This is a genomic window from Erythrobacter epiphyticus, assembly GCF_034653295.1.
In the GTDB taxonomy this organism is placed as follows: domain Bacteria; phylum Pseudomonadota; class Alphaproteobacteria; order Sphingomonadales; family Sphingomonadaceae; genus Erythrobacter.
Window position 1 is genome coordinate 40,274 of record NZ_JAYEEU010000007.1, and the last position, 24,223, is coordinate 64,496.

The following is a 24,223-nucleotide window of genomic DNA, read 5'->3' on the forward strand; positions in this document are numbered from 1 at the left end:
GCAGGCAACCACGACCTGCGGCAAGGGCGCGCACAAGCATGGCCAGCATTGCAGTTTACAGCGTCAAAGGCGGGGTCGGCAAAACCACCTTTGCGGTCAACCTCGCGTGGTGTTCGGCCCAGATCTCGCGCCGCAAGACGCTACTGTGGGATCTTGATCCGGCCAATGGCGCGGGGTTTCTCCTCGGGATTGATCCGGGCAAGAAACACACCGCGCACAGCGTGTTTGCCGATGGCAGCGATCCGGCTAAGCTGATCCAGCACAGCCGCTATCCCGGGCTCGATCTGCTGCCTGCCGATGAAAGCCTGCGCACGCTTGATCGCCAGCTTGACAAGCTCGGCAAGAAGAAGCGGCTCACCAAGCTGGTGGAGCGGCTTGCCAAGGATTATGATCGCATCATCTTCGATTGCCCGCCGGTGCTGAACGCGGTGAGCACGCAGGTGATGCGCGCCGCCAATGTGGTGATCGTACCGCTGCCGCCTTCGCCATTATCGGCGCGCGCTTTCGAAACCGTGGTTGAGGAAGTGCGCGGCGCGGGCAAGGGCCATCCGCCGATCCTGCCGGTGCTTTCGATGATCGATATGCGCCGCTCGCTCCACCGCGACGCGCGCGCCGCCAACCCGACGTGGCCGGTGGTGCCGCTCGCCAGCGCGATCGAACAATGCGCGGTGGAGCGCCAACCGGTCGGCGCCTTTGCCCCGAAATCACCCGCCGCGCGGGCCTTTGCCCAGCTCTGGACTGCGATCGAGCGCAAGCTCGCCAGCAAGTAAGCCTCTATCGCGGTTTGGCATTTGCTGCCAAGAATGCGGCCCCAGCATGGTGGTGGAAGGGGTGCGGGCGCAATGAACGGTATTGGCGAAGGGATCGGCGCGGCCATCGAGGGCGGATTGCTCGCCCGCGCGGTTGAACCCTCACAGGGCGAGGCGCGCCAAGAGCCGCATGCGCCAATCGCATGCCTCAATTGCGGGGCAATGGTAACCGGGGCCTATTGCGGCCAGTGCGGCCAGAAAGCCCATGTCCATCGCAGCCTTGCGGCAATCGGCCACGATATCATGCACGGCGTGCTGCACCTGGATGGCAAGCTGTGGAACACCCTGCCGCTGCTTGCTTTCAAGCCCGGCCAACTCACCCGCCGCTTCATCGAAGGCGAACGCGCCAAATTCGTCAGCCCGATGGCGATGTTCCTGTTCAGCGTCTTTGCGATGTTCGCCGTGTTCCAGATGGTGGGGATCGGCTCGCCCACCGATATCGCCGATGATCTGTTCGGCACGCAGAAGGACAGTCCCTTCCAGGCCGAGATGCAAAAGCAGATCAACACGCTGGAAAAGGAGCGCGCCACCCTGCCCGCGGGCAGCCCGCGCCGGGACGAGATCGATGGCGAGCTCAAGGGCCTCAACTTCGTGCTGGCGCAGGGCTCCGGCGAGGCAGGCGCAACGGACAAGGTTGTCAGCGTCAACACCGGGATCCCGTTTCTCGACAAGGTCTTGCTCGAAAAATGGCAGAAGAACCCCGGGCTGATGATCTACAAATTGCAGGCCAATGGCTACAAGTTCAGCTGGCTGCTGATCCCGCTCTCGCTCCCGTTCCTGTGGCTGATGTTCGCCTGGCGGCGGCAGTTCAAGGCCTATGATCACGCTGTGTTCGTGACTTATTCGCTGGCTTTCATGTCGCTGCTGTTCATCGCGATGTCGCTGATCAGCGTGATCCCGCAAGGCAGCGGCTGGGCGGCGGGGCTGTTCGTGATCGGCGCGCCGCTGCATCTCTACAAGCAATTGCGCTACGCCTATGGCCTCACCCGGTTGTCGGCGGTGTGGCGGTTTGTGGTCCTGCTGATCTGCACCCAGATCGTAATCACGCTGTTCCTGCTGATCCTCGGCGTGCTCGGCGCGTTCTGAGGTTCAGGGGCAGGGATAGCGTTTGCGCACCACCTCGGCGAAAGCTTCGGCGAGGGCTGTGCGGCGCGCCTGTTCGGGGGCAAGGCCGGCGAAATGCGCGAACAGATCATCGCTGTCGAGTTCGGCGGTGGGCGGCAGGCACGCCTCCACCGGCTGCCCGGCAGCCGCGCGCGCTGCCAAATCGCGGCGATAGGCCCTGCCCGCGCCCGCAACGGCTTCGAACAATTGTGCTGCCTGCGGGGTCTCGGTCCAGCCCGGCCCGCTGCGGCTGACTTCGCCGAGCCGTTCGAGGAAGGCCGCCACGCTCATCGCTTGCGATGGCGGAGGCGCTTCGCCGGGCGCGGCGGCCGGAGGCTCCTGCGCCGCCAGCGCGCTGCTTGCCGCCAGCATCATCGCCGCACTGAAGATTGCCCGCATCACCTGGCCTCCCGCTTGATCGCCCGCGCGCCATTGCGGAGCCGCGATGAACCGGCGGTGACCACACGCAAAAAGAGCGCCCGGATCGCTCCGGACGCCCTTTCGTGGTGATCCTTGATGCGGAACGCTTACGCGCCCTGCGGGGCCTCGTCGCCGCCCGGTTCCGTCGCACCGCCAAAGCGCTTGCCTGCCTTGGGAATGGCCGAGCCATGCACCGGTCGGGCAATCGCCGGGCCGCGCGGGGCATCGGGGCGATCGATCTTGCCGTCCTTGAGAAGCTGATCGATCTCCTCGCCGGTCAGCGTCTCGTATTCGAGCAAAGCCTGGGCGAGCAGGTGCAATTCATCCTCGTGGGTCTTGAGAATGTCGGTTGCCCGCTTGTGCGCGCCTTCGACCAGCGACTTGATCTCGGCATCAATCAGCTTGTTGGTCTCGTCTGAAGCCATGGTACGCATCGTCTGACCCATGCCGAGATAGCCATCCTGGCTTGCCTCGTATTGCAGCGGGCCGAGCTTCTCGCTCATGCCCCAGCGGGTCACCATGTTGCGCGCCAGATCGGTGGCATACTGGATGTCCGAAGAAGCGCCCGACGACACCTTGTCATGGCCGAAGATGATCTCTTCCGCCACGCGCCCGCCCATCGAGACCGAGAGGTTCGCGTGCATCTTGTCGCGGTGATAGGAATAGCTGTCGCGCTCCGGCAGGCGCATCACCATGCCCAGCGCACGGCCGCGCGGGATGATGGTGGCCTTGTGGATCGGATCGGACGCCGCCTCGTGCACCGAGACAATGGCATGGCCTGCCTCGTGATAGGCGGTCATCTTCTTCTCGTCCTCGGTCATCACCATGGAGCGGCGTTCCGCGCCCATCATGACCTTGTCCTTGGCGTCTTCAAACTCCTGCATGGCGACCAGCCGCTTGTTGCGACGGGCAGCGAGCAGGGCCGCTTCGTTGACGAGGTTGGCAAGATCCGCGCCCGAGAAACCCGGCGTGCCGCGCGCAATCACCCGCGGGTTCACGTCCGGTGCGAGCGGCACCTTCTTCATGTGGACGCTGAGGATCTTCTCGCGGCCATCAATATCGGGGATCGGCACCACGACCTGACGATCGAAGCGGCCCGGACGCAGCAGCGCCGGATCGAGCACATCGGGCCGGTTGGTGGCGGCGATGATGATGATGCCTTCATTGGCTTCGAAGCCGTCCATCTCGACAAGGAGCTGGTTCAGCGTCTGCTCGCGCTCGTCGTTGGAGTTGCCGAGCCCGTGACCGCGCGAACGGCCGACGGCGTCGATTTCATCGATGAAGACGATGCACGGCGCGTTCTTCTTGGCCTGTTCGAACATGTCGCGCACGCGGCTGGCGCCAACGCCGACGAACATTTCGACGAAGTCCGAGCCCGAAATGGTGAAGAACGGCACGCCCGCTTCCCCCGCGATGGCGCGGGCGAGCAAGGTCTTGCCGGTGCCGGGCGAGCCGACCAGCAGCGCGCCCTTGGGGATCTGGCCACCGAGTTTGGAGAAGCGCTGCGGATCGCGAAGGAATTCGACGATTTCCTGCAATTCCTCGCGCGCTTCATCAATCCCGGCGACGTCATCAAAGGTGACACGGCCCGAACGCTCGGTCAGCAGCTTGGCCTTGGACTTGCCAAAGCCCATCGCGCCGCCGCCGCCGCCCTTCTGCATCTGGCGCAGCGCGAAGAAAGCGATCCCGAGGATCAGGATGAAAGGCAGCGAATTGAGCAGGATATAGAGCAGCATATTGGGCTGCTCTTTCTGCTTGCCGGTGAACTGCACGCCGTTCTCTTCGAGCAGGCGCGTGATCTCGACATCATTGGGCACCGGCACCGTGGCGAAAGCTTCGCCATTGCGCATCCGCCCGGTGATCAGCTCGTCACCCAGTTGCACTTCGGCCACTTCGCCCGACGACACCGAATTGCGGAAGTCGGAATAGCGGATCGTGGTGCCCGGCGAGCCGCCGGCATTGCCGAACAGCGAGACGACCAGAAGAAGGGCAAGAAAAATCCCGCCCCAGATCATCAACTGCTTCACCCAGGGGCTGGGCCCTTCGGGTTGCTGCTGCGGATCGTTTGACTCGCTCATCGGCTGGATTCCTTTCGTGCGAGATAATGTAGGACGTGCAAGGTGAATGGCAAGCTAATGCTCGCCCATGCCAGAGATACGGAATTTGCGATCAGAGTGATGCGCTGGCGCGATCATGTTTCGCGCGAAGGCGGCGCATAGGCGGCGAGGAACACATCCACCGCCCCGGCAATCCGCCGCGCGCTGTTTTCCGGCGTGACCTCCGCACCGAAACGGCGCTCCAGATCGCCCATGCCCTTGCACATGGAGACGAACTGCTCGGCGGCCAGCTCGGCGTCGGCGATTGCCAGTTCCCCGGCGGCGCAGGCATGTTCCAGCCAAGCCGCAAAGGCCCGCTTCATCGGCCGCGGCCCGGCATCAAGAAAGGCCGCACCGATCGCCGGCTCATGCTCGGTCTCGGCGGCGATGCGCCGATCAAACTGGATCATTTCCGGGCGTGAGAGGAAGAAAACCATGGATTCCCCGATCGCTGTGAGCCGCTCGCGGATGGTGCCGGGCTGCGTTCCCTCGATCGAGAAATGCTCGGGCATGCGCTCGCATTCGCCTTCGACGGCGGCAGCAAACAGCGCGCGCTTGTCGCCGAAGTGGTTGTAGATCGTGACTTTGGAAACCCCGGCATCGGCAGCGATCTGCTCGATCGCGGTGGCAGCATAGCCGTTGGTGAAAAAATGCTGTGCGGCCGTCTCGACAATTGCCCGCCGTTTCGCAGCATCCAACGGACGCCCCACGCGGCGGGGCGCAGGATCCCCGCCAGCGGAATTATTTTCAGCCGTGGATGAACCGGCGATTGACAAAGTGAACGACTCCGTTCAGTTAAACGACATCGTTCAGTAATGTTCCGCTTCGTCTAACAACGCAATCTTTTTCGCCGCACTTCGGTTCCCCCTCCTCTCCCCGAAAGGCTTTGCATCGATGCTCTGGATAGCCATCCGCATGCTTACCGGCGATGCCCAGAAATTCTACGGGCTGCTGTTTGGCATCGGCTTTTCCACCCTGCTCATCACCCAGCAGCTCACCATCTTCGTCAATCTGATCGAGCGCGGGGCCAGCGGGGTCTATAACGCACCTGAAGCGCAGATCTGGGTGATGGACCCGGTCAGCCGCACGACCGATGTGAAATATGAAATGCCCTCGACCGCGCTTGATGAAGTGCGCTCGGTCCCCGGGGTCGAATGGGCGGTGCCGCATCTGCGGGCGACGGCAGCGGTGCGCTCGGGCAATGGCGATCTCGAAGGGGTGACGATCATCGGGGTCGATGATGCCACCCTGATCGGTCTGCCCAACGAGATGCATCGCGGGGCCAAGCAATTGCTGGCCAGCCCCGATGCCGTGCTGATCGATGATTACGGCGCCAAGAAGATGTTCAAGGATGATCTTGATCCCGTTGGCCAACGGCTTGAGCTGAATGATCAGCGTGCGATCATCCTCGGTATTGTGGATGCGATCCCGACCTTCACCAGTCAGGTCACGCTGTTCACCAAATACAGCAATGCGCTCAATTTCGTGCCCGGCACGCGCAACCGCCAGAGTTTTGTGCTGGCTGGCGTGACCGCGGGCGCCGATCCCAAGGCGGTGGCTGAACGGATCACCCGGCAAACCGGCTGGAAGGCCGAAACGCGCGATGAATTCGCGCAGGCCGGGGTTGATTTCATCATCCAGAACACCGGCATCCCGACCAATTTCGGGATCACCGTGGTGCTCGGCTTTGTCGTCGGCGTGGCCATCGTCGGGCTCACCTTCAGCCTGTTCATCCGTGACAACATCAAGCAATTCGGCGCGCTCAAGGCTATTGGCGTGACCAATCGCAAGATCGTGCGGATGGTCGCAGTTCAGGCTGGGCTGGTGGGACTGATCGGCTACGCGCTTGGCGTGCTGGGCACGATTGCCTTTCTGCGGGCCTTTGGCGGCAACCCCTTCTTCAAGGGCTTCTACATCCCGTGGCAGGTGCCGCTGATCAGCCTGACATCGGTGATCGTGATCCTGTCGATCACCGGCTGGCTGGCGCTGCGCACTGTCATGAAAACCGAACCGGCGGCGGTGTTCCGGTGAGCGCGCCCGTGATCAAGGAGCAGGCCATGAACGCCCCCTGCAGCGCCGAAGCCGCGATCTGCGCGCGCAGCATCACCCGCGATTTCCAGGCCGGACAATCGACCATCCGGGTGCTGCACGGCATCGACACCGACATCCGCTCGGGCGAGCTCACTTACCTTGTCGGCGAAAGCGGATCGGGCAAGACGACGCTGATCTCGATCATGTGCGGCATCCTCTGGCCGACCGAGGGCGAGGTGAAGGTCTTCGGCACCGATATCTACAAGCTGTCGGACAATGATCTCGTCAATTTCCGGCTCAACAATATCGGCTTCATCTTCCAGCAGTATAACCTGATCCCTTCGATCGATGCGGCGGCCAACGCGGCCGTGCCGCTGATCGCGCAGGGCGTGCCGGTGGAAGAAGCGCGCGAGCGGGCCAAGGTGCTGCTCGACCGGCTCAATATCGGCAATCAGGCCGACAAGCTGCCACGCCAGCTTTCGGGCGGCCAGCAGCAGCGTGTCGCCATCGCCCGCGCGTTGGTGCACGAACCGCGTCTGGTGGTCTGCGACGAGCCAACCGCCGCGCTCGATGCCCGCTCGGGCCGCCGCGTGATGGATCTGCTGCGCGAAGTCGCGGTGGCGGCCGATCGCGCCTGCATCATCGTGACCCACGACAACCGCATCTTCGATCTGGCCGACCGCATCATCGTGCTTGAGGACGGCCGCATCACCCATGACGGCACCACCATGCCATCGGATCACTGAGCCCTTCCCCCTCCCCTCCCTCTCCCATCGCCCTGCGAGGACATTATGGCTATCTCCCTGCGCAATATGAGCTTCTCCCGCCAGCTGCTGCCGATCTTTGCCGTGGTCGGCGTGATCGGTGCGGGCTTCTACATCGTCGGTGAACTGCCCGACCGCGCGATTGCACAACCCCGCGTCCAACCGCCCAAGGCCACCGGCGACCTCGCCAATGCGCCGCGCGTGGCCGGCGCCGGGCTGGTCGAACCGGCGAGCGAGATCATCGATATCGGCGCGGCGCTTTCGGGCCTTGTCACCGATCTGCGGGTCGCGCCCGGCGACACTGTCGGCAAAGGCGATGTGCTGTTCATGGTCGATGATCGCGCGGCGCGCGCGGCACTGGCCGAAGCGAACGCCGCCATCGCCGAAGCCCGCGCTGCCATCGCCGAAGCCTCCGCCGCGCAAACCACCGCGCGCCAGCAGCTTGATCTCTATCGCAAGCTTGATGATCCCGCCGCAGTCTCGCGCGCCGAGGTGATCCGCGTCGAAGGCGAAGAAACCGCGGCCACCAGCCGCCTCGGCCTCGCGCGCGCACGGCTCGCCGCGGCTGAAGCCCGCGCTGCCAGCACCCGCACCGAAATCGAACGGCTGACCGTGCGCGCCCCGATTGCGGGGGAAATCCTTGCCGTGAATATCCGCCCTGGCGAATTCGTCTCGACCCAGGGCGGCGGCAATGCCGCGCCCTTCATCCAGATGGGCACCACCAATCCGCTGCATATCCGCATCGACATCGACGAAAGCGAAGTCGCCCGCGTCAAGCTCGGGGCGGATGCCACGGTCTCGCCGCGCGGCGCCGCGGATATCCGCGTCAAGGCCAAGTTTGTGCGCGCCGAACCACTGGTGGTGCCCAAGCGCTCGCTCACCAACAGCGCGGCCGAGCGGGTCGATGTGCGCGTGATGCAGGTGATCTACGCCGTCCCGCCGAGCGAGGCCTTCAAGGTCGGCCAGCAGGTCGATGCCTTCATCCCGGCGCGCGCCACTGCGGCCAAGGGGAACTGACCGATGCGCCGCCGCCTTATCACCGCAGCCGTGCTGTCATCCGCGCTGGCGCTGGCCGCCTGTGCGGGTGGCCCGCCGCCGACCATCGCGACCCCGACGCCGGATCTGCCGGAAAACTACTTCGCCTTGCCGCAAGGGGCCGCGAAGGGTGATCTCGCCGCGCTCATGCCGCAGGACGATCCGGCCTACCGGGTACTGTCCACCGCCGCACTCGCCAACGCGCCGAGCCTCGCCGAAGCGCTGGCACGGGTGGAAAGCGCGCGGGCAGGCGCGCGCGGCGCACGGGCGGCACGCATGCCCAATCTTGATGCCGATGCCTTTGCGCGGCGCAACCGCATCAACCCGGCGCAGTTCGGCGAAGCGGGCGAACAGGGCATCATCCCCAATGAACTGACCTCCTATGGCGCGAATATTGTCGCAAGCTGGGATCCCGATCTGTTCGGCCAATTGAAGGCCCAGCAGCGGGCTGCCGCTGCGCGAATCGATGCCGCCAGCGCGCAGGCACAGGCGGTGCGGATCGCGCTGCTCGCCGAAATTGCCGGCTCGGTTACCGATTGGCGCGTGCTCGCCGAACAGCGCGCCGCGCTTGCCAGCGATGTCGCCGCTGCCGAACAGCTGGCCCGGCTGGCCGGATCGCGCGAGGCTTCGGGCATTGCGCCGGGGTTCGATCGGGTGCGCGCCGAAGCCGCAGCCAGCGCCTCGCGCTCGCGCCTTGCCGCGCTCGATAGCGAGAATGCACGCATCATCGGCCGGCTGGTCACGCTGACGGGGCAGGACGCGGCGACGGTTGCCGCCGCGCTCGGCACCGCCGCATCGGGTGCGCTGACACCGCGCCCGGCCCCTGCTGCGCTGCCGTCCGAGCTCCTCGCCAACCGGCCCGATGTGGCCGCCGCCGCCGCCCAACTGGCAGCAAGCGACGCTGATCTGGCCGCTGCCGCGCGCGCGCGCTTTCCGCGCCTCACGCTGTCCGGCGTGATCGGGCTGCTCGCCTTCGATCTCGACAAGATGTTCGATGAAAACTCGCTGATCGGCACGCTGACCGCCAGCATCGCCGGGCCGCTCCTTGATTTCGGCCGGGTCGGCGCGCGGATCGATGGCGCCGCGGCCGACAAGCAAGCTGCCTTTGCCGCCTATCGCGGCGCGGTGTTCCAGGCGCTTGGCGATGCCGAGGCCGCCTATGGCCTGATCGCCGCGAGCGACCGGGAAGCGCAGCTTGCTGTCACCGAACGCGATCAGTTGCAGCGCGCGGCCAGCCTTGCCGAAACCCGCTACAAAGCCGGGCTGGCGAGTTTTCTCGAAGTGCTCGAAGCGCGCCGGGCAGCCGATGCCAGCGGGGAACGGGCTGCCGCATCGCTGGGCCGGGCGGCGCGTGCGCGTATCCTGTTGTGGCAAGCGCTGGGCGGCGATGCCGCCCCGTCAGCCCTTGCGCTTCAACAGGGCTGAACGCTCGCAGCGGCACACCACTTCGTCGCGCTGGTTCCACATTTCGTGGGTGAAAGTGACGATCCCGGCATCGGGCCGGCTCTTGCTTTCGCGCAGTTCCTTCACCTCGGTGTAGGCGCGCAAGGTATCGCCGATGAACACCGGGTTCGGGGTGACAACATTGTTGAAGCCGAGGTTCGCCACCAGCGTGCCCAAGGTCGTATCGCCCACCGACAGCCCGACCAGCAGGCTGAAGGTGAAGGTCGAATTGACGAGGATCTGCCCGAACCCGCTGGCCTTGGCCGCTTCGACATCAAGGTGCAGCGGCTGCGGGTTATGCGTCATGGTGGAGAACAGCAGGTTGTCGGTCTCGGTCACCGTGCGGCGGATTTCGTGTGCGATCCGCTCACCCACCACCCATTCGTCGAAGAATTTGCCCGCCATCAGTTTTGCGCTCCCCAACGCGCCAGCACCTCGGCACCATCATCATGACTTGAACGCACCGCACCCGGCGTGCGGCTGAAGCGCGGCGCGGGTGCAGGATGCCACGCCCCGTCATGCTCCACATAGGCACCACGCGCCTTCATGTGCGGGTGCTCGCGCGCCTCGTCGAGCGCCAGCACCGGCGCAAAGCAGGCATCCGATCCCTCAAGCAGCGCGCACCATTCGGCCTGCGTCCGGGTCAGGAACAAGGCGGCGAGCTTTTCGGCATAGGCTTCCCAGTTGGCGGGGTTCATCTGGCCGCCCGCCAGATCCTCGGGCGCGCCGGTCTTGGCCAGCAACTCGGCGTAGAACTGCGGTTCGATCGCGCCGAGCGCGATTTCCTTACCATCGGCGCAGCGGAAGCAGCGGTAGAAATGCGCGCCGCCGCTGAGCATGCCTTGGCCGCGCGCCGTGCTGAGATGCGACACCTGCCGCACGCCGAAGAAGAAGCTCATCAGGCTGGTGGTGCCATCGACAATCGCGGCATCCACCACCTGCCCCTTGCCGGATCGTTCGCGCTCATACAGCGCGGCCATGATCCCGAAGGCGCAATACATTGAACCGCCGCCGAAATCGCCGACGAGGTTCTGTGGCGGGGTCGCGGTCTCCCCCGCGCGGCCCACGGCGGCGAGCGCGCCGGTGATCGCGATGTAGTTGATATCGTGTCCGGCGGCTTGCGCCAGCGGGCCGTCCTGTCCCCAGCCGGTCATCCGGGCGTAGACAAGGCGGGGATTGAGCGCGAGCAGTTCATCAGGCCCCAGCCCCAACCGCTCCATCACGCCAGGGCGAAAGCCTTCGATCAGCACATCGGCATGGGCAGCGGCGGCGCGCATCGCGGCCTTGCCTTCCGCGCTCTTGAGATCGACGCCGATCCGGTGGCGCGCGCGTTCCACCACCGGGTTGCTCGCCGCCGCACCGGGCCGGTCAATCCGCACCACTTCCGCCCCCAGATCAGCGAGCAGCATGGCGACATGCGGCCCCGGCCCGATTCCGGCAAACTCCATTACCTTGAGGCCTGCGAGCGGCCCGCCCGGATTGCTCATCCCTGTCTCTCCCGTTGCTCTCGCCGCGTCTGTGCCGCCCGATCGGGACAAGGGCAAGTGCCAGTTTGCAGGGGTCGCGGCAGCGGGATGAACCAGCGCGCCTCTCCGGCTTGCGCATGATGCCATAAAGCAGCGCGATTTCAGTATGATGCCAGCACTTCCGGGCTTGACTTGGGTTCAACGGGCACGGACAAGAACCCGGTGGGGACGGGCGCAACACATTCAGAATGCTTGCTTTTCCGGGGACGGCATAACGGTGCCGCCGGTTGACGCGCGCCCGCGCATCCTTGTCACCTTCGGGACACGCCCCGAAGCGATCAAGATGTTTCCCGTCGTCAAGGCGCTGCGGGAAACCGGCCGCTTCGCCGTGCGTGTGGTGGTGACGGCACAGCACCGCGCCATGCTCGATCAGGCGCTGGCGCTCGCCGGGATCGTGCCGGATATTGATCTGGATCTGATGCAGCCGGGCCAGAGCCTTGATGATCTCGCCGCCCGGATCATCACCCGATTTGGCGCGGTGCTCGATGCGGAACAGCCGGCGCGGGTGCTGGTGCATGGCGATACGCTCACCAGCATGATGGCCACGGTGGCCTGCTATTTCCGCCGCATCCCGGTTGGCCATGTCGAGGCGGGGCTACGCAGCGGTGATATCCATGCGCCCTGGCCGGAAGAGGGCAATCGCAAGATCACAGGCGCGATTGCCGATCTGCATTTCGCGCCGACCGCAACGGCGGCGGCCGCGCTGCACGCGGAAAATGTCCCGCCCGCATCGGTGCATGTCACCGGCAATACCGTGATCGATGCGCTGCTTGCGGCGCGGGCACACATCGCGGCGGACCCTGCGCTGGCCCCGGCGGTTACCACGCTGCGCGAGCGCTTTCGCGGCAAGCGGATCATCGCGGTGACCGCGCATCGCCGCGAGAATTTCGGCGAAGGGATGCAGCAGATTGCGGCAGCTTTGCAGCACCTCGCCGCACGCGATGATGTCGCGATCATCTATCCGCTCCATCCCAATCCGCAGGTTACCGCTGTGATGCGCCCGCTGCTGGCGGATCACCCGGCGATCGCACTGGTTGAGCCGCTCGATTACCCCAATTGCGTCGCCATGCTCGAGGCCTGCACGCTGGTGCTGACGGATTCGGGCGGCATTCAGGAGGAAGCCCCTAGCCTTGGCAAGCCGGTGCTGGTGATGCGCGAGACGACCGAACGGCCCGAAGGCATCGCGGCGGGCACCGCCGTGCTGGTCGGTGCGGATTGCCTGCGGATCGTCACCGCAGCCACCCGCCTGCTGGATGATCCGGCGGCCTATGCCGCCATGGCCCGGGCGCATAATCCCTATGGCGATGGCGCGGCGAGCCGCCGCATCGCGGCGATCATCGCCGCCCGGCATTGACCGGGCCGATCAGAGCGTGCGGATGATCCCCGAGAAATCGAGCGCGGCGTTATCCTTGGCGAAATCCTCGTAGATCGCGCGGGCATGCTCGCCGAGCGAGGTCTTCGCCCCGGCGCTTGCAGCGGCTTCCATGGCGAGGCGCAGATCTTTCAGCATCAACCCCGCCGCGAACCCGCCCTGATAGCCCTTGTCCGCCGGGGTCACCGGGCCGACGCCGGGAACCGGGCAATAGGACGTCATCGACCAGTTCTGCCCGCTTGAGACGCTGGCAATGTCGTAGAAGGTCTGCGCATCCAGCCCCAGCTTTTCAGCCATGGCGAAGGCCTCGCAGGTGCCGATCATATGGATCGCGAGCAGCATGTTGTTGCAGATCTTCGCGGCCTGCCCCGTGCCGGGGCCGCCCGCATGGATCACCGCCTTGCCCATCGCTTGCAAAATCGGCTGGGCGCGGGCGAAGGCCTCGGCGGAGCCGCCGACCATGAAGGTGAGCGTGCCGCCCGCCGCCGCGGCGATCCCGCCCGAAACCGGCGCATCGACCATCTGGTAGCCATGCTGTTCGGTAACGGCGATCACCTCGCGCGCGGTGGCGACATCGATGGTCGAGCAATCCATCAGGATCGCGCCTTCAGGGGCGTGGCCGATGACCTCGTCCCAATAGACCTGTTTGACGATTGCGCCGTTGGGGAGCATCGAGACGACCGCTTCGGCGCCGTCGCAGGCTTCCTTGGCGGTGGCGAAAGTGGAGCACCCCGCCTCGCGCGCAGCGGTCAGCGCGGCTTCGCTAAGGTCAAACGCGCGCACATCATGGCTCGCTTTCACAAGGTTTGCGGCCATCCCGCCGCCCATGTTGCCGAGCCCGATAAAGGCGATTTTCATGGCTGTTTCCTCTCTCCCGTCATCCCAGCGCATGCTGGGATCTCAAGCGGCTGGGCGCCGCGCTTGAAGCCCCAGGCCCCAGCTTTCGCTGGGGTGACGCCTGAATCTACCGCCCCTTCCACTGGCCTTCGCGCTTCTCGATAAACGCCGCCATGCCTTCAGCCTTGTCTTCACTTGCGGTGAGGATCTGGAAGATCCGGCGCTCGACGATAAGCCCCTGATCGAGCGTCATTTCAAAGGCCGAGTTCACCATCTCCTTGTTGGCGATGGCGGCCATTGGCGGCATGGCGGCGATGGTTGCGGCGGTCTTGAGGCTTTCGGCGATCAGGTCTTCATGCGGCACGACGCGGGCGACAAGATTGCTGCGCTCGGCCTCTTCGGCACCCATCATCCGGCCGGTGAGGCACATCTCCATCGACTTCGACTTGCCGATCGCGCGGGTAAGCCGCTGCGAGCCGCCCATGCCGGGGGCGACGCCCAGCTTGATCTCGGGCTGGCCGAACTTCGCCTTGTCGGAAGCGATGATAAAGTCCGCCATCATCGCGAGCTCGCACCCGCCGCCGAGCGCAAAGCCGTTGACCGCGGCGATCCACGGCTTGCGCACCTTCTTGACGATCTCGGAGGTCCAGCGTCCGAAGAAATCTTCAAGGTAGAAATCCGCTGCCGGCTTCTCGCTCATTTCCTTGATGTCAGCGCCCGCGGCAAAAGCCTTGTCACCACTGCCGGTGAGGATCGCGCAGAGCTGGGTCTTGTCAGCCTCGAACGCCGCAAAGGCCGCGATCAATTCTTCGAGCACCTGCGAATTGAGTGCGTTGAGCGCCTGCGGGCGGTTGATCGTCAGCAGCGTGACGCCGGTGGTGCCGCGCGCATTGGGCTCGGCGGTGATGGTTTCGTAAGTCATGTTGTTCTCCATGCCTCGTCATTGCGAGGATCGGAGCGACCCGGCAATCCAAAGCCGTTTCGCGCGAACTCTGGATTGCTTCGCTACGCTCGCAATGACGATTGTTCAATTTGGCAGCGGCGCCCATTCCTCGTCAGCAGGCAAGGGCGCGAAGATCGCATCGATCAGCTCTGCGCCGACACCTTCAGGGGTCGCCGGGTTCCACGCCGGATCATTGGTCTTGTCGACAATCACCGCACGCACGCCCTCGGCGAAATCGGGACGGGTCAGCACGCGGCTGGCGATACGGTATTCCATCCGCATATTGTCGGCAAAATCGCCCAGTGCTGCACTTGTCGCCAATTGGCGCAGCGCCACCTTGCAGGTCTGCGGGCTCTTGGTGCCAAGCGTATCGCGCTCTTTCGCGGCCCAATCATCGCCCGCTGCTGCCGCTGCCTCAAGGCTAGCGAGGATATCCTCATAGCGGTCAGAGGCAAAATGCTTGGCGATCTTGTCGATATTGCCTGCCAGCCGCGCCTCGGGCGGGGTGACCGACAATTCGGACAGGATGCCCGCAATCCGATCCGGATGTTCGGCAATGCGCGCCTTGGCTTCGGCGACCTTGTCATGCGGCAGGTAATGGGTGGCGAGCCCGGCCCAGTGGCATTCCGCGCCATCAAGCCGGGCGCCTGTCAAAGCGAGGAACTGCCCGAGCCGCTGGCCGAGCCGCGACAGATACCATCCGCCGCCAACATCGGGGAACAGCCCGATCCCCGTTTCCGGCATGGCAAAGCGGGTGTTCTCCGTCGCCACGCGATACTTCGCCGGCTGCGAAATGCCGACACCGCCGCCCATGGTGATGCCATCCATGAAAGCCACGATCGGCTTGGCATAGGTGAACATCTGGTGGTTAAGTTGATATTCGTCATGGAAGAACTGGCGACCCGACACGCCGCCATCGTTCAGCGCCGAATTGCGCAGGAAGGCGATATCACCGCCTGCGCAGAAGCCGCGCCCTTCGGCGTGATCGAGGATCACCGCCTTGATCGCATCATCCTGCGCCCACGCGCGCAGCGCCGCGCTCATCGCGTGGCACATCGGCAAGGTCAGCGCATGGATCGCCTTGGGGCGGTTGAGGCTGATATGCCCGGCGCCGCCGCGCACCTCGGTGAGAACTTCGTCACTCATCGCTTGCCCCCCAAGCCTATTGCCGCAGCAGGTCGCGGCCTACCACCATGCGCATGATCTGGTTAGTGCCTTCAAGGATCGAGTGGACGCGCAGATCGCGCCAGAAGCGTTCGATCGGGTAATCCTGAAGGTAGCCATAGCCACCAAACAATTGCAGCGCGCGGTCGACGACCGACGAGCCATTATCTGTCGCCAACCGCTTGGCCATGGCGGAAAAGCGCGTCTTGTCGGGCGCGTTGTCAGTCACCTTGGCGGCGGCGAGATAAAGCAGCGCGCGCGCGGCTTCGAGATCGGTCGCCATATCGGCCAGCATGAACTGGGTGTTCTGGAAATCGGCGACGGCCTGGCCGAACTGCTTGCGTTCCTTGGTGTAGCGGATCGCTTCATCAAGGCAGCGCTGCGCCCCGCCGAGCGAGCACGCGCCGATATTGAGCCGCCCGCCATCGAGCCCCATCATCGCAATGCGGAAGCCTTCGCCTTCCGCGCCGACCAGGTTTTCGACCGGCACGCGGACATCTTCGAGCATGAGTTGCGCAGTCGGCTGCGAATGCCAGCCGAGCTTCTTCTCGTTCGCGCCGAAGCTGACGCCGGGCATGTCCTTTTCGATCACCATGCAGGAAATGCCATTGGGGCCATCCTCGCCGGTGCGCACCATCGCGACATAGACCTCGTTCGCGCCCGCGCCCGAGATGAACTGCTTGGTGCCGTTGAGCACATAGTGATCGCCATCGCGGCGCGCCGTGGTCTTGAGCGCCGCTGCATCCGAACCCGAGCCCGGCTCGGTCAGGCAATAGCTGGCGATTCGCTCCATGGTGACGAGGCTGGGAAGATATTTTGCCTTCACCACGGGCCCACCAAAGCGATCAATCATCCACGCGGCCATGTTATGGATCGAGATGAAAGCGCTGGTCGAAGGGCAGCCATAGGCCATCGCCTCCATGATCAGCGCCGCTTCGAGCCGCCCGAGCCCGATGCCGCCCGATTCCTCGGAAACATAAATCGCGCCAAAGCCGAGTTCGGCGCTGCGCTGGATCGTCTCTCGCGGGAAGATGTGCTTCTCGTCCCATTCCGCCGCGTAGGGCGTGATGGCGTCGGCGGTGAACCGCTGCGCCATTTCCTGAATGGCGAGCTGATCGTCGGTCAGTTGAAATTGTCCTTGCATGGCCAAGCGCTCTAACGGCCAAGGCCTGCGCGGGAAAGTCCGCTTTGTGCAAGCGGGCTGACAATTTTTGCGCGCGCGGCGCGGGAGCCATGCCGAACCCGGCGCGTTATGGCGCCATGCCCACACCCCCAGCCCGGTTGATCCTTGTGTACAACGCGCCGAGCGGATGGCTCAACATGGTGAAGGATGGGCTGCACAAGCTGATCAGGCCGCAGACCTATCCGTGCGCGCTGTGCGCGCTGACCTATGGGCCGGTGATGATGCGCCGCCCGTGGCGCCGCTTTCTGCAAGGCCTGCCGTTGGCCAAGACCTTTCATCACAGCGATGATTTCGCCGCCGCGTTTCCGGGGCTCGCTCTTCCGCTGCCCGCGATCCTGCTTGTGCAGCCCGACGCGCCGCCGCATGTGCTGATTGGCGCCAGCGAACTTGATGGCTTGCCCGATCTGGCAGCTTTGATGGCGCTGATGCGTGAACGCCTCGACGGCTTTGCCTAGCCGCAGGTGATATCGATGATCTTCATCGCATCATCATAGCGCACATTCACGCGGTCCTGCCGGTAATCCATTGTCCACGCCGAACGCGGCGGCCCCCAGCGCAGGGTGCGCGCGCCGCTATCCTTGAGGATCGCCGCGCCCACCGCCTGGGTCGCATCATGGCCGACATGATATTGCGCAGGCTCGGCCTTGCAGAGCTGCGGGGTTTCGGCGGGGGCAGGCGCGCTGGCGACCATGTCCGGGCTGGCGCTGCATGCGGAGAGCACCGCCGCAAGTGCCGCCATCGGCATGGCCCGTGCTGACATCATCCCGAACTTGCGCATTGCTTTGTCTCCCGCTTGTGCCGCCCCGCAGGCGCCCGCCATCATAACGCAAGCCGGCGCCCCGATAAACCGCAGATCATCCCCTGCCTGCCTTGTGCCTGCCTTGGCCACGTTCCCGGCGCATCCCGATGAATCCTTGCGCCCTGCGCGCTGCGCGTTAAGGGCGCAGGGCAAGACCCGATCTGATCGCAAAGGATCCGCCAGCGTGAGCGCGCACAAGGACACAAGCCCCGCCCCCGATCTGTCGCTAGACCTCAGCAAGGCCGAAGTGCTGATCGAGGCCCTGCCCTATTTCCAGCGCTATGCCGGGCGCACCTTCGTGGTGAAGTATGGCGGCCATGCGATGGGCGATCCTGCCGCCGCGCGCGATTTTGCCGAGGACATCGTGCTACTGAAGGCGGTCGGCATCAATCCGGTGGTGGTGCATGGCGGCGGGCCGCAGATCGGCGAAATGCTGGCCAAGCTCGGGGTGGAGAGCACGTTTGTCGATGGCCTGCGCGTGACCGACGCAGCCACCGCCAAAGTCGCCGAAATGGTGCTGTCGGGCGGCATCAACAAGGAACTGGTCGGCTGGCTGGCAGCGGCAGGCGGCAGAGCCCTTGGCCTGTCGGGCAAGGATGGCGGCATGGTCACCGCGCGCAAGGTGACGCGCACCACCCGCGATCCCGACAGCCAGATCGAGCAGGTGATCGATCTCGGCTTTGTCGGTGAACCCGCCGTGGTCGATACGCGGGTGATCGATACCGCCGTGGCTGCGGGGATGATCCCGGTGATCGCGCCGATTGCGCCGGGCGAAGATGGCGCGACGTACAATATCAACGCCGATACCATGGCGGGCGCGATTGCGGCGGCGCTGGGCGCGGCGCGGCTGTTCCTGCTGACCGATGTGCCCGGCGTGCTCGACGGCGAAGGCAAGCTGCTGAGCGATCTGACCCCTGCCGCCATTGCCACCTTGCGCGAAGAAGGCGTGATCCGCGGCGGCATGGTGCCCAAGCTCGAAACCTGCATCAACGCCGTCGAAGCCGGGTGCGAAGCCGCCGTGGTGCTCGATGGCCGGGTGCCGCATGCGATGCTGCTCGAATTCTTCACCGCGCGCGGTGCGGGCACGCTGGTGCGGGCCTGACAGCAGGGAACTCGATAGTAGCGCGGGGCGTATTAGTGGGCTAATACGGCCGTCCCACCCCTCAAGGTGCCTCTTCCGAGGCGCCGCACAACGGAAAAGAGATCCAGATGCCAGCCATCGCCGTTCTCGTCGATATTGTGATGATGCTCACCAATGTGCTGGTGATGCTGATCATCGTGCAGTTCGTGATCGGGCTGTTGTTTGCCTTCAACGTGATCAGCCCGTCGAATGAATTTGCCCGGCAGGTCTATGAATCGATCAACCGCCTGCTCGAACCGGTCTTGCGCCCGATCCGCAATCTGATGCCGAACACCGGCACGATCGATTTCTCGCCGCTGGTGCTGATCCTGCTGCTCCAGATCCTCACCCGGGTGCTGATGGGTCTGGCGGGGGCCTATTGATGACCGAGGCCACGGTGATTGATGGCAAGGCCTTTGCCGCAGCCCTGCGCGAACGCATCGGCGTTGCGGCAGCGGGCTTTGCCGCGCAGACCGGGCGGCGTCCCGGCCTTGCGGTGGTGCTGGTGGGCGAAGACCCGGCCAGCCAGGTCTATGTCGGCGCCAAGGGCAAGGCCTGCGAGGCGGCGGGCATGGCAAGTTTCGAACACCGCCTGCCGGCCGATACCAGCGAGGCGGCACTGCTTTCGCTGGTCGAACGGCTCAACAATGATCCCGAGGTTGATGGCATTCTGGTGCAATTGCCGTTGCCTTCGGGCCTCAATGAACAGGCGATCATCGCCGCGATCAATCCCGACAAGGATGTGGACGGGTTCCATGTGATCAACGCCGGGCGGCTCGCCGTGGGGCAGCGTGGCTTCGTGCCCTGCACCCCGCTCGGCTGCCTGATGCTGCTTAAGGATCATCTCGGCGATCTGTCGGGGCTCGAAGCTGTGGTGATCGGCCGCTCGAACATTGTCGGCAAGCCGATGGCGCAATTGCTGACCGATGCCAATGCCACGGTGACGATCGCGCATAGCCGCACGAAGAACCTGCCCGATGTTGTGCGCCGCGCCGATATTGTCGTCGCCGCGGTCGGACGGCCCGAAATGGTGCGCGGTGACTGGATCAAGCCGGGTGCGACCGTGATCGATGTCGGCATCAACCGCCTGCCCCCGGAAGAGGGCAAGGAAAAGGGCCGGCTGGTCGGCGATGTTGCCTATGGCGAAGCGTGCGCAGTCGCCGGTGCGATCACGCCGGTGCCGGGCGGGGTCGGGCCGATGACGATTGCCGTCTTGCTGCGCAACACGCTGGTAGCGGCCCATCACAACGCCGGAATGCCCGCGCCGGAGGGGTTGTGAGACACGCGCGGGCGATAGGCCTCGCAGGCACGCTCGCCTTGGTCCTTACCGCCTGCGCAGGAGGCGGCGGACCGCCCCGGCCGACCAAGCGCGAAATCGCGGTCATCAACCGCGAGCTGACCACCGCGCCGGGCGCCGCCCAGCCGAGCACGATTGTCGCCACCGAGGTTGCCTTCGGTCGTCTCGCTGCTGAGACCACACAGGCCGCTGCCTTTCTGCAATTTGCCGCTGCGTCCAATGCGCAGGTTCACACCGCCGAAGGGCTTGTCAGCGTCCAGCAATGGGTGGCGCAGGCGGGCTTTCCTGTCGCCGCCACCAAGTGGAGCACGCGCGCTGTGGCGATTGCCTGTGATGGCGCGCTGGCAGCCAGCACCGGGCGCTACACCGATCCGCAGGGGATCGTGGGCAATTACGTGATGATCTGGCAGCGGCAGGACGACAGCACTTATCGCTGGATCTACCACGCCGCCGGGCCGGATGTGCCCCAGCCGCCCGCGCGAGTGCGGCCCCGCGATGGCGATATCACGGTGACAGCGCTCGATGCGGTGCAAGGGTTGGTGGCAAGCTGCCCGCGCGGCGGCGATCCCATTCCGCCGCCGCCTGCCCTTGCCATCAGCGACGATCGCCCCGGCCTCGCCGCGCTGGCGCGCGATGGCACCTTGCGCTGGCGCTGGGAGCAGGCCGATGCGGGCGGCAAGTTCGTGGCCGCCGAATATTTCTACGAAGGCCGCTGGCTCTCCGCCTTTGCCCTGACCCTGCCTGCAAGGCTTGATCCGTAATGTTCAGTGAATTGTTCCTGTCGGCCTTCGTCACCTTCTTCGTGGTGATCGATCCGCCCGGCTGCGCGCCGATCTATGCCGGGCTGACCAAGGGCGCGAGCGCTGCACAGGCCCGCAGCATGGCGCTGCGCGCCACGTTCATCGCCTCGATCATCCTTCTGATCTTCGCGCTGTTCGGCAAGCAATTGCTCGCCGCGCTCCATATCGAGCTCAATTCCTTCCGCATCGCCGGGGGGCTGATGCTGTTCTTCATCGCCTTTGACATGGTCTTCGAAAAGCGTACCCAGCGCCGCGAGGAACGCGCCGAGAAGATCGCCGCCACCCCCGAGATAGAGGATGTCTCGGTGTTCCCGATGGCGATGCCGATGCTCGCCGGGCCGGGCGCGATTGCCGCTGTCATGCTGCTGATGAACGAAGCGGGCGGCGAACCGTTCAAGATGGCGCAGGTGCTCGCCGCGCTCGGTGCGGTGCTCGTCATCACCGCCGCCGCGCTGGTGGCGGCCGGGCCGCTGATCCGGCTGCTGGGCGACAAGGTCGAGGCGGTGATCACCCGGCTGCTCGGCGTGCTGCTGGCAGCGCTTGCCGCGCAATATGTGATCGATGGGCTGAAGGGCAGCTTCGCAAGCTAAGACACGGCAAAGCGGTACCGGGGCTTCACCGCTCAAGTTGTGATTATATTCCTGCAGGGCGCCGCATTCGGAATGAACCTGATGGATGCCATGGAGATCAAGCGACTTCCGCTTATCATCCGTCGCGACGCTCCGTCATCAGCCTTCAACGCCATGAATTCAGCCTGTAGTGTACACTAGCCCGTAAACTGGATTTCATCTTTGGTCGGATCATATCTGATCTGAATGCCTTTCTCGCGAATAGCATCGAGAAAGATGAATTCATCATCGCCGAGATTGTCCAACTGATCGGCAAGGCGTGATTGGCGCAGCCGCGGCGCGATTTTCCTGAGTTCCGCCATCGGAATACTCAGGCGCGAATCCGCGGATACCCGCACCAGTGTTGTCCCCGCATCGACACCATTGATCAGGTATGGCTTGCGGATATCGATCGTCGTGCCGGGATCTGTACGGCCGACCGACGCGCCCAGATCAAACCGGATGCCCTGTATGGCGATCTTGTCGGAGACGGAGAGATCACCCGGCACGCTTGCCGGGGCAAGCGCGCTGTCGGTTCGGGCCGGGACTTGCGCCAGCGCCAGCGCCTCCGCTTCGCCCGGCAAGGGCGCAACCGGCGAATCGGCTGGCGGCTGATCATTGCCAGGCGCCTTGCTCTGGGAGCCGGATGGACGGGCAGCCACCGCCGGGCGGGCCAAGGTGTCTGCAAGGAAGGTGTGTTCATTCAACAGCGCTCGCCCCCCATCAAAGAGCTGAAGCCCGATCAGGAATAGGCCGTAGAAAAGGCAGAACACCGCGCTCGGCAGCGCAGCCACGCCCGGCGAAAGCAGCGAATTGTCGGGATCATTACGCATCGGATCACACAACCCTGTCACAACGGCGGTTGCAAGCCGGTCCACCTGTCCTTCGCTACGAAATCAGCGACCCTAAAGCGCGCCGGATTACCAGCATCTCTAGCAGATGCATGAGCCAAAGTCTGGCAGCAATCGCCATGCTACAGGACACCGACCAATCGAACCGTCTGATCGTCGTATGCTGCCAACGCAGAAGTGCGCCTGCCAAAAGGGCGTTTTTCCTATATTATCAGTATGTTGAGAGAAAGGTGGAGCGGTAGCGGGAATCCCGAACTTCTCCCATCACTCTGCTTTAACTAGATTTACCCTCACCGATCTCCAAAGATACCCCCACGAATACGCCCAAACGGCTCTCCCTGTCTGACGCGGCGGCTGGCGAGTTATTGTCCCTTCGACTCCTTTTCATCCGCCAGAAACCGCACAATTCTGCGGTTCCTTACCCGGCAAAAGCAGTCCCCCAAGCGCACCTTGACCGCTTTCTTTGAAGGTGAATGCCGCGCGGAGAATTCATTCTTTTGACCTCGCAACCGTTCAACGTCGGATCCGGAACCGAAAGCTAGACGAGAACACGGGCCAGATTGTCGCTGGTCTGTCATTTGGGTTCTGGGTCGGGATGCTTCAACCGCGCTACAATCCCGCCCTATGGAGCAAGCAAATCAAAAGCGCGTTCCCCTATCTACCAGAGGGACGGAGTAGGAAAGCGTTAGCGTTGAAGGCAGGCGATATTGCCTTCTTGCGGAATAGGATCCCAGCCGCCGCAGTGCCGCGTTTAGCGTGTTCTCGCTCATCGCGCGGGCGCGGCTGCGGATTGAATGGAACACGTAGCCTGTCGGCCCGGTCACTTCGAACACCTTGCGCAGGATCGTCACCGATTGCCTCGATAGGGGGACATGATGCGCTTTCCGCATCTTGGTCTTGCCAGCCGGGATAACCCAAAGCGCCTGCTCCAGATCAATATCGGCCCACTCCGCATGGCGAAGCTCGCCGGGGCGAACGAACACATGGGGGGCGAGCTGCAAGGCCAGCTTGGTAATCCCGCTGCCTTCATAGCCATCGATCGCGCGCAGCAATTCACCGACCTTGGCTTGTTCAGTGATCGCGCCATAGTGGGTAACAGTCGGCGCGGTGAGCGCCCCGCGTAAATCACGGGTAGGGTCGGATCGCAACCGCGCCGTTGCAACGGCATAGCGGAACACCATGCTGGACAGCTGCAAGGTGCGCCTCGCACTTTCCAGATTACCCTTGTTCTCGATTTTCCGAATGGCGGCGAGGATATCGGCTGGCTCGATCTCGGCAATGGGAAGGCCGCCGATTGAAGTGTTGAGCAAGGATAGCAGATACTCGCTGCGCGTGGCCGTTGCTGGGGCCCAGCCCTTCACCCCGTCGCGCCTGCGTTTGGCGCAATACTCATCCGCGATGGCCTTGAACGTATCGGCAGCCTGCATCCGCGATCGGAGCTTGTCGCGCTGCTTTTCGCGTGAGGGGTCTTTCCCCTTGGCAAGCATTGCCCGCGCCTCATCGCGGCGCTTCCTCGCATCGCTGAGGCCAATTTCAGGATAGGCCCCCATGGCCAAGAGCTTTTCCCGACCATCGAAGCGATATTTCAGCCGCCAGAGCTTCCCGCCTGCAGGGGTGATGAGAAGGAACATGCCCTTTTCATCGGTGAGCTTGATCGCCTTTTCGCCGGGCTTTGCGCCCCGGATCGCTACGTCTGTCAGAGGCATCGCGTGTTCGCCCTCATTCCCCTGATACCCCCAAGGGCGGGGGTATCGCATCGGCCTCTTGCAGATACCCCCTCATTCATACCCCCAGCCGTTTACGGCAGGGTGCGAAAGCGGGTGAACGCGTCCGAACCAATGAGCAAGGAATATCAGGGATTTTGGGGACTTGTCCAGACGGCTATGGACTGCCGTGAACGGAAGAGTGGAGCGGGTAGCGGGAATCGAACCCGCATAGCCAGCTTGGAAGGCTGGAGCTTTACCACTAAGCTATACCCGCGTGGCTCCTGCAGCGCCAATGCCACCAATCGCGCCCTTGCG

Annotated in this window: 25 protein-coding genes and 1 tRNA gene; 13 read left to right on the forward strand and 13 right to left on the reverse strand. The window is 64.3% G+C overall.

Going from position 1 to position 24,223, the window contains the following annotated elements; genetic code table 11:
* Positions 1-38: 38 nt before the first annotated feature.
* Both SOQ14_RS05700 and SOQ14_RS05705 read left to right on the forward strand, forming a co-directional pair.
* Complete coding sequence (locus SOQ14_RS05700) at positions 39-770, forward strand: ParA family protein (RefSeq protein WP_322897095.1); 732 nt, start codon at positions 39-41, stop codon at positions 768-770.
* Positions 771-842: 72 nt separating this feature from the next.
* A complete protein-coding gene (locus SOQ14_RS05705) occupies positions 843-1,895 on the forward strand; it encodes a DUF3667 domain-containing protein (protein WP_322897096.1) in 1,053 nt (350 codons plus the stop codon).
* A 3-nt stretch (positions 1,896-1,898) separates the two neighbouring features.
* Here the strand turns inward: SOQ14_RS05705 and SOQ14_RS05710 are convergent, their stop codons facing one another.
* The 3 genes from SOQ14_RS05710 to SOQ14_RS05720 all read right to left on the reverse strand — a co-directional run bounded on the left by SOQ14_RS05710 (position 1,899) and on the right by SOQ14_RS05720 (position 5,127).
* Entirely contained in the window at positions 1,899-2,312 is a 414-nt protein-coding gene (locus SOQ14_RS05710) for a hypothetical protein (protein ID WP_322897097.1), read from the reverse strand.
* Positions 2,313-2,440: 128 nt separating this feature from the next.
* Positions 2,441-4,411 (reverse strand): ATP-dependent zinc metalloprotease FtsH, encoded by a 1,971-nt coding sequence (gene ftsH / locus SOQ14_RS05715; protein ID WP_322897098.1) that lies wholly within the window; start codon positions 4,409-4,411, stop codon positions 2,441-2,443.
* Positions 4,412-4,524: 113 nt separating this feature from the next.
* Positions 4,525-5,127, reverse strand: coding sequence for a TetR/AcrR family transcriptional regulator (locus SOQ14_RS05720; RefSeq protein ID WP_322897099.1), 603 nt, complete (start codon positions 5,125-5,127; stop codon positions 4,525-4,527).
* Between the two features lie 196 nt (positions 5,128-5,323).
* Between SOQ14_RS05720 and SOQ14_RS05725 the strand changes: the two genes are divergently transcribed.
* Genes SOQ14_RS05725 through SOQ14_RS05740 form a run of 4 tightly spaced genes read left to right on the forward strand, consistent with a single transcriptional unit; the run spans position 5,324 to position 9,684 of the window.
* Positions 5,324-6,460, forward strand: a complete 1,137-nt coding sequence (locus tag SOQ14_RS05725) for an ABC transporter permease (protein ID WP_322897100.1) — start codon at positions 5,324-5,326, stop codon at positions 6,458-6,460.
* Between the two features lie 26 nt (positions 6,461-6,486).
* Positions 6,487-7,206 carry an ABC transporter ATP-binding protein gene (locus SOQ14_RS05730; RefSeq protein WP_322897101.1) on the forward strand — a complete coding sequence of 240 codons (720 nt, stop codon included), beginning with the start codon at positions 6,487-6,489 and terminating at the stop codon, positions 7,204-7,206.
* Between the two features lie 45 nt (positions 7,207-7,251).
* On the forward strand, positions 7,252-8,241 hold the full coding sequence (locus SOQ14_RS05735; RefSeq protein ID WP_322897102.1) for an efflux RND transporter periplasmic adaptor subunit: 990 nt from the start codon (positions 7,252-7,254) through the stop codon (positions 8,239-8,241).
* 3 nt (positions 8,242-8,244) lie between these two features.
* Positions 8,245-9,684, forward strand: coding sequence for an efflux transporter outer membrane subunit (locus tag SOQ14_RS05740; protein WP_322897103.1), 1,440 nt, complete (start codon positions 8,245-8,247; stop codon positions 9,682-9,684).
* Here SOQ14_RS05740 and SOQ14_RS05745 read toward each other — a convergent pair.
* Together SOQ14_RS05745 and SOQ14_RS05750 are read right to left on the reverse strand one after the other, a co-directional pair.
* On the reverse strand, positions 9,658-10,107 hold the full coding sequence (locus tag SOQ14_RS05745; RefSeq protein WP_322897104.1) for a MaoC family dehydratase: 450 nt from the start codon (positions 10,105-10,107) through the stop codon (positions 9,658-9,660). The two genes, SOQ14_RS05740 and SOQ14_RS05745, sit on opposite strands and share 27 nt — an antisense overlap.
* Positions 10,107-11,189 carry a CaiB/BaiF CoA transferase family protein gene (locus tag SOQ14_RS05750; RefSeq protein ID WP_322897105.1) on the reverse strand — a complete coding sequence of 361 codons (1,083 nt, stop codon included), beginning with the start codon at positions 11,187-11,189 and terminating at the stop codon, positions 10,107-10,109. The genes SOQ14_RS05745 and SOQ14_RS05750 overlap by 1 nt, the downstream gene beginning before the upstream one ends.
* Before the next feature lie 256 nt (positions 11,190-11,445).
* On the opposite strand from SOQ14_RS05750, the gene wecB reads away from it, so the two are divergent.
* Entirely contained in the window at positions 11,446-12,582 is a 1,137-nt protein-coding gene (gene wecB, locus SOQ14_RS05755; protein ID WP_322897106.1) for a non-hydrolyzing UDP-N-acetylglucosamine 2-epimerase, read from the forward strand.
* 9 nt (positions 12,583-12,591) lie between these two features.
* On the opposite strand, the gene mmsB is transcribed toward wecB, so the two are convergent.
* From mmsB to SOQ14_RS05775, 4 genes are all read right to left on the reverse strand, one after another.
* Entirely contained in the window at positions 12,592-13,458 is an 867-nt protein-coding gene (gene mmsB, locus SOQ14_RS05760; protein WP_322897107.1) for a 3-hydroxyisobutyrate dehydrogenase, read from the reverse strand.
* 106 nt (positions 13,459-13,564) lie between these two features.
* Positions 13,565-14,359 carry an enoyl-CoA hydratase-related protein gene (locus SOQ14_RS05765; protein WP_322897108.1) on the reverse strand — a complete coding sequence of 265 codons (795 nt, stop codon included), beginning with the start codon at positions 14,357-14,359 and terminating at the stop codon, positions 13,565-13,567.
* A 105-nt stretch (positions 14,360-14,464) separates the two neighbouring features.
* Positions 14,465-15,526 (reverse strand): enoyl-CoA hydratase/isomerase family protein, encoded by a 1,062-nt coding sequence (locus tag SOQ14_RS05770; protein WP_322897109.1) that lies wholly within the window; start codon positions 15,524-15,526, stop codon positions 14,465-14,467.
* A 16-nt stretch (positions 15,527-15,542) separates the two neighbouring features.
* Positions 15,543-16,688 (reverse strand): acyl-CoA dehydrogenase family protein, encoded by a 1,146-nt coding sequence (locus tag SOQ14_RS05775; protein WP_322897110.1) that lies wholly within the window; start codon positions 16,686-16,688, stop codon positions 15,543-15,545.
* 116 nt (positions 16,689-16,804) lie between these two features.
* On the opposite strand from SOQ14_RS05775, the gene SOQ14_RS05780 reads away from it, so the two are divergent.
* The gene (locus SOQ14_RS05780) at positions 16,805-17,182 is read left to right on the forward strand and encodes a hypothetical protein (RefSeq protein WP_322897111.1); all 378 of its coding nucleotides are present in this window, start codon (positions 16,805-16,807) and stop codon (positions 17,180-17,182) included.
* Here SOQ14_RS05780 and SOQ14_RS05785 read toward each other — a convergent pair.
* A complete protein-coding gene (locus tag SOQ14_RS05785; RefSeq protein WP_322897112.1) occupies positions 17,179-17,466 on the reverse strand; it encodes an I78 family peptidase inhibitor in 288 nt (95 codons plus the stop codon). The two genes, SOQ14_RS05780 and SOQ14_RS05785, sit on opposite strands and share 4 nt — an antisense overlap.
* Before the next feature lie 244 nt (positions 17,467-17,710).
* Here SOQ14_RS05785 and argB point away from each other — a divergent pair, with 244 nt between their 5' ends.
* From argB to SOQ14_RS05810, 5 genes are all read left to right on the forward strand, one after another.
* Positions 17,711-18,628 carry an acetylglutamate kinase gene (argB, locus tag SOQ14_RS05790; RefSeq protein WP_322897113.1) on the forward strand — a complete coding sequence of 306 codons (918 nt, stop codon included), beginning with the start codon at positions 17,711-17,713 and terminating at the stop codon, positions 18,626-18,628.
* 107 nt (positions 18,629-18,735) lie between these two features.
* The gene (locus tag SOQ14_RS05795; RefSeq protein ID WP_322897114.1) at positions 18,736-19,029 is read left to right on the forward strand and encodes a YggT family protein; all 294 of its coding nucleotides are present in this window, start codon (positions 18,736-18,738) and stop codon (positions 19,027-19,029) included.
* The gene (gene folD, locus SOQ14_RS05800; protein ID WP_322897115.1) at positions 19,029-19,925 is read left to right on the forward strand and encodes a bifunctional methylenetetrahydrofolate dehydrogenase/methenyltetrahydrofolate cyclohydrolase FolD; all 897 of its coding nucleotides are present in this window, start codon (positions 19,029-19,031) and stop codon (positions 19,923-19,925) included. Before SOQ14_RS05795 ends, folD begins: the two co-directional genes overlap by 1 nt.
* Positions 19,926-19,963: 38 nt before the next feature.
* Positions 19,964-20,704: a hypothetical protein gene (locus SOQ14_RS05805; RefSeq protein ID WP_322897116.1), complete on the forward strand. Its 741-nt coding sequence runs from the start codon at positions 19,964-19,966 to the stop codon at positions 20,702-20,704.
* Positions 20,704-21,333, forward strand: a complete 630-nt coding sequence (locus SOQ14_RS05810; RefSeq protein ID WP_322897117.1) for a MarC family protein — start codon at positions 20,704-20,706, stop codon at positions 21,331-21,333. Before SOQ14_RS05805 ends, SOQ14_RS05810 begins: the two co-directional genes overlap by 1 nt.
* A gap of 176 nt (positions 21,334-21,509) precedes the next feature.
* On the opposite strand, the gene SOQ14_RS05815 is transcribed toward SOQ14_RS05810, so the two are convergent.
* The 3 genes from SOQ14_RS05815 to SOQ14_RS05825 all read right to left on the reverse strand — a co-directional run bounded on the left by SOQ14_RS05815 (position 21,510) and on the right by SOQ14_RS05825 (position 24,182).
* Positions 21,510-22,184: a hypothetical protein gene (locus SOQ14_RS05815; protein ID WP_322897118.1), complete on the reverse strand. Its 675-nt coding sequence runs from the start codon at positions 22,182-22,184 to the stop codon at positions 21,510-21,512.
* Between the two features lie 656 nt (positions 22,185-22,840).
* Entirely contained in the window at positions 22,841-23,908 is a 1,068-nt protein-coding gene (locus tag SOQ14_RS05820) for a tyrosine-type recombinase/integrase (protein ID WP_322897119.1), read from the reverse strand.
* Positions 23,909-24,108: 200 nt separating this feature from the next.
* Positions 24,109-24,182: transfer RNA gene (locus SOQ14_RS05825), tRNA-Gly, on the reverse strand.
* Positions 24,183-24,223 lie beyond the last annotated feature (41 nt).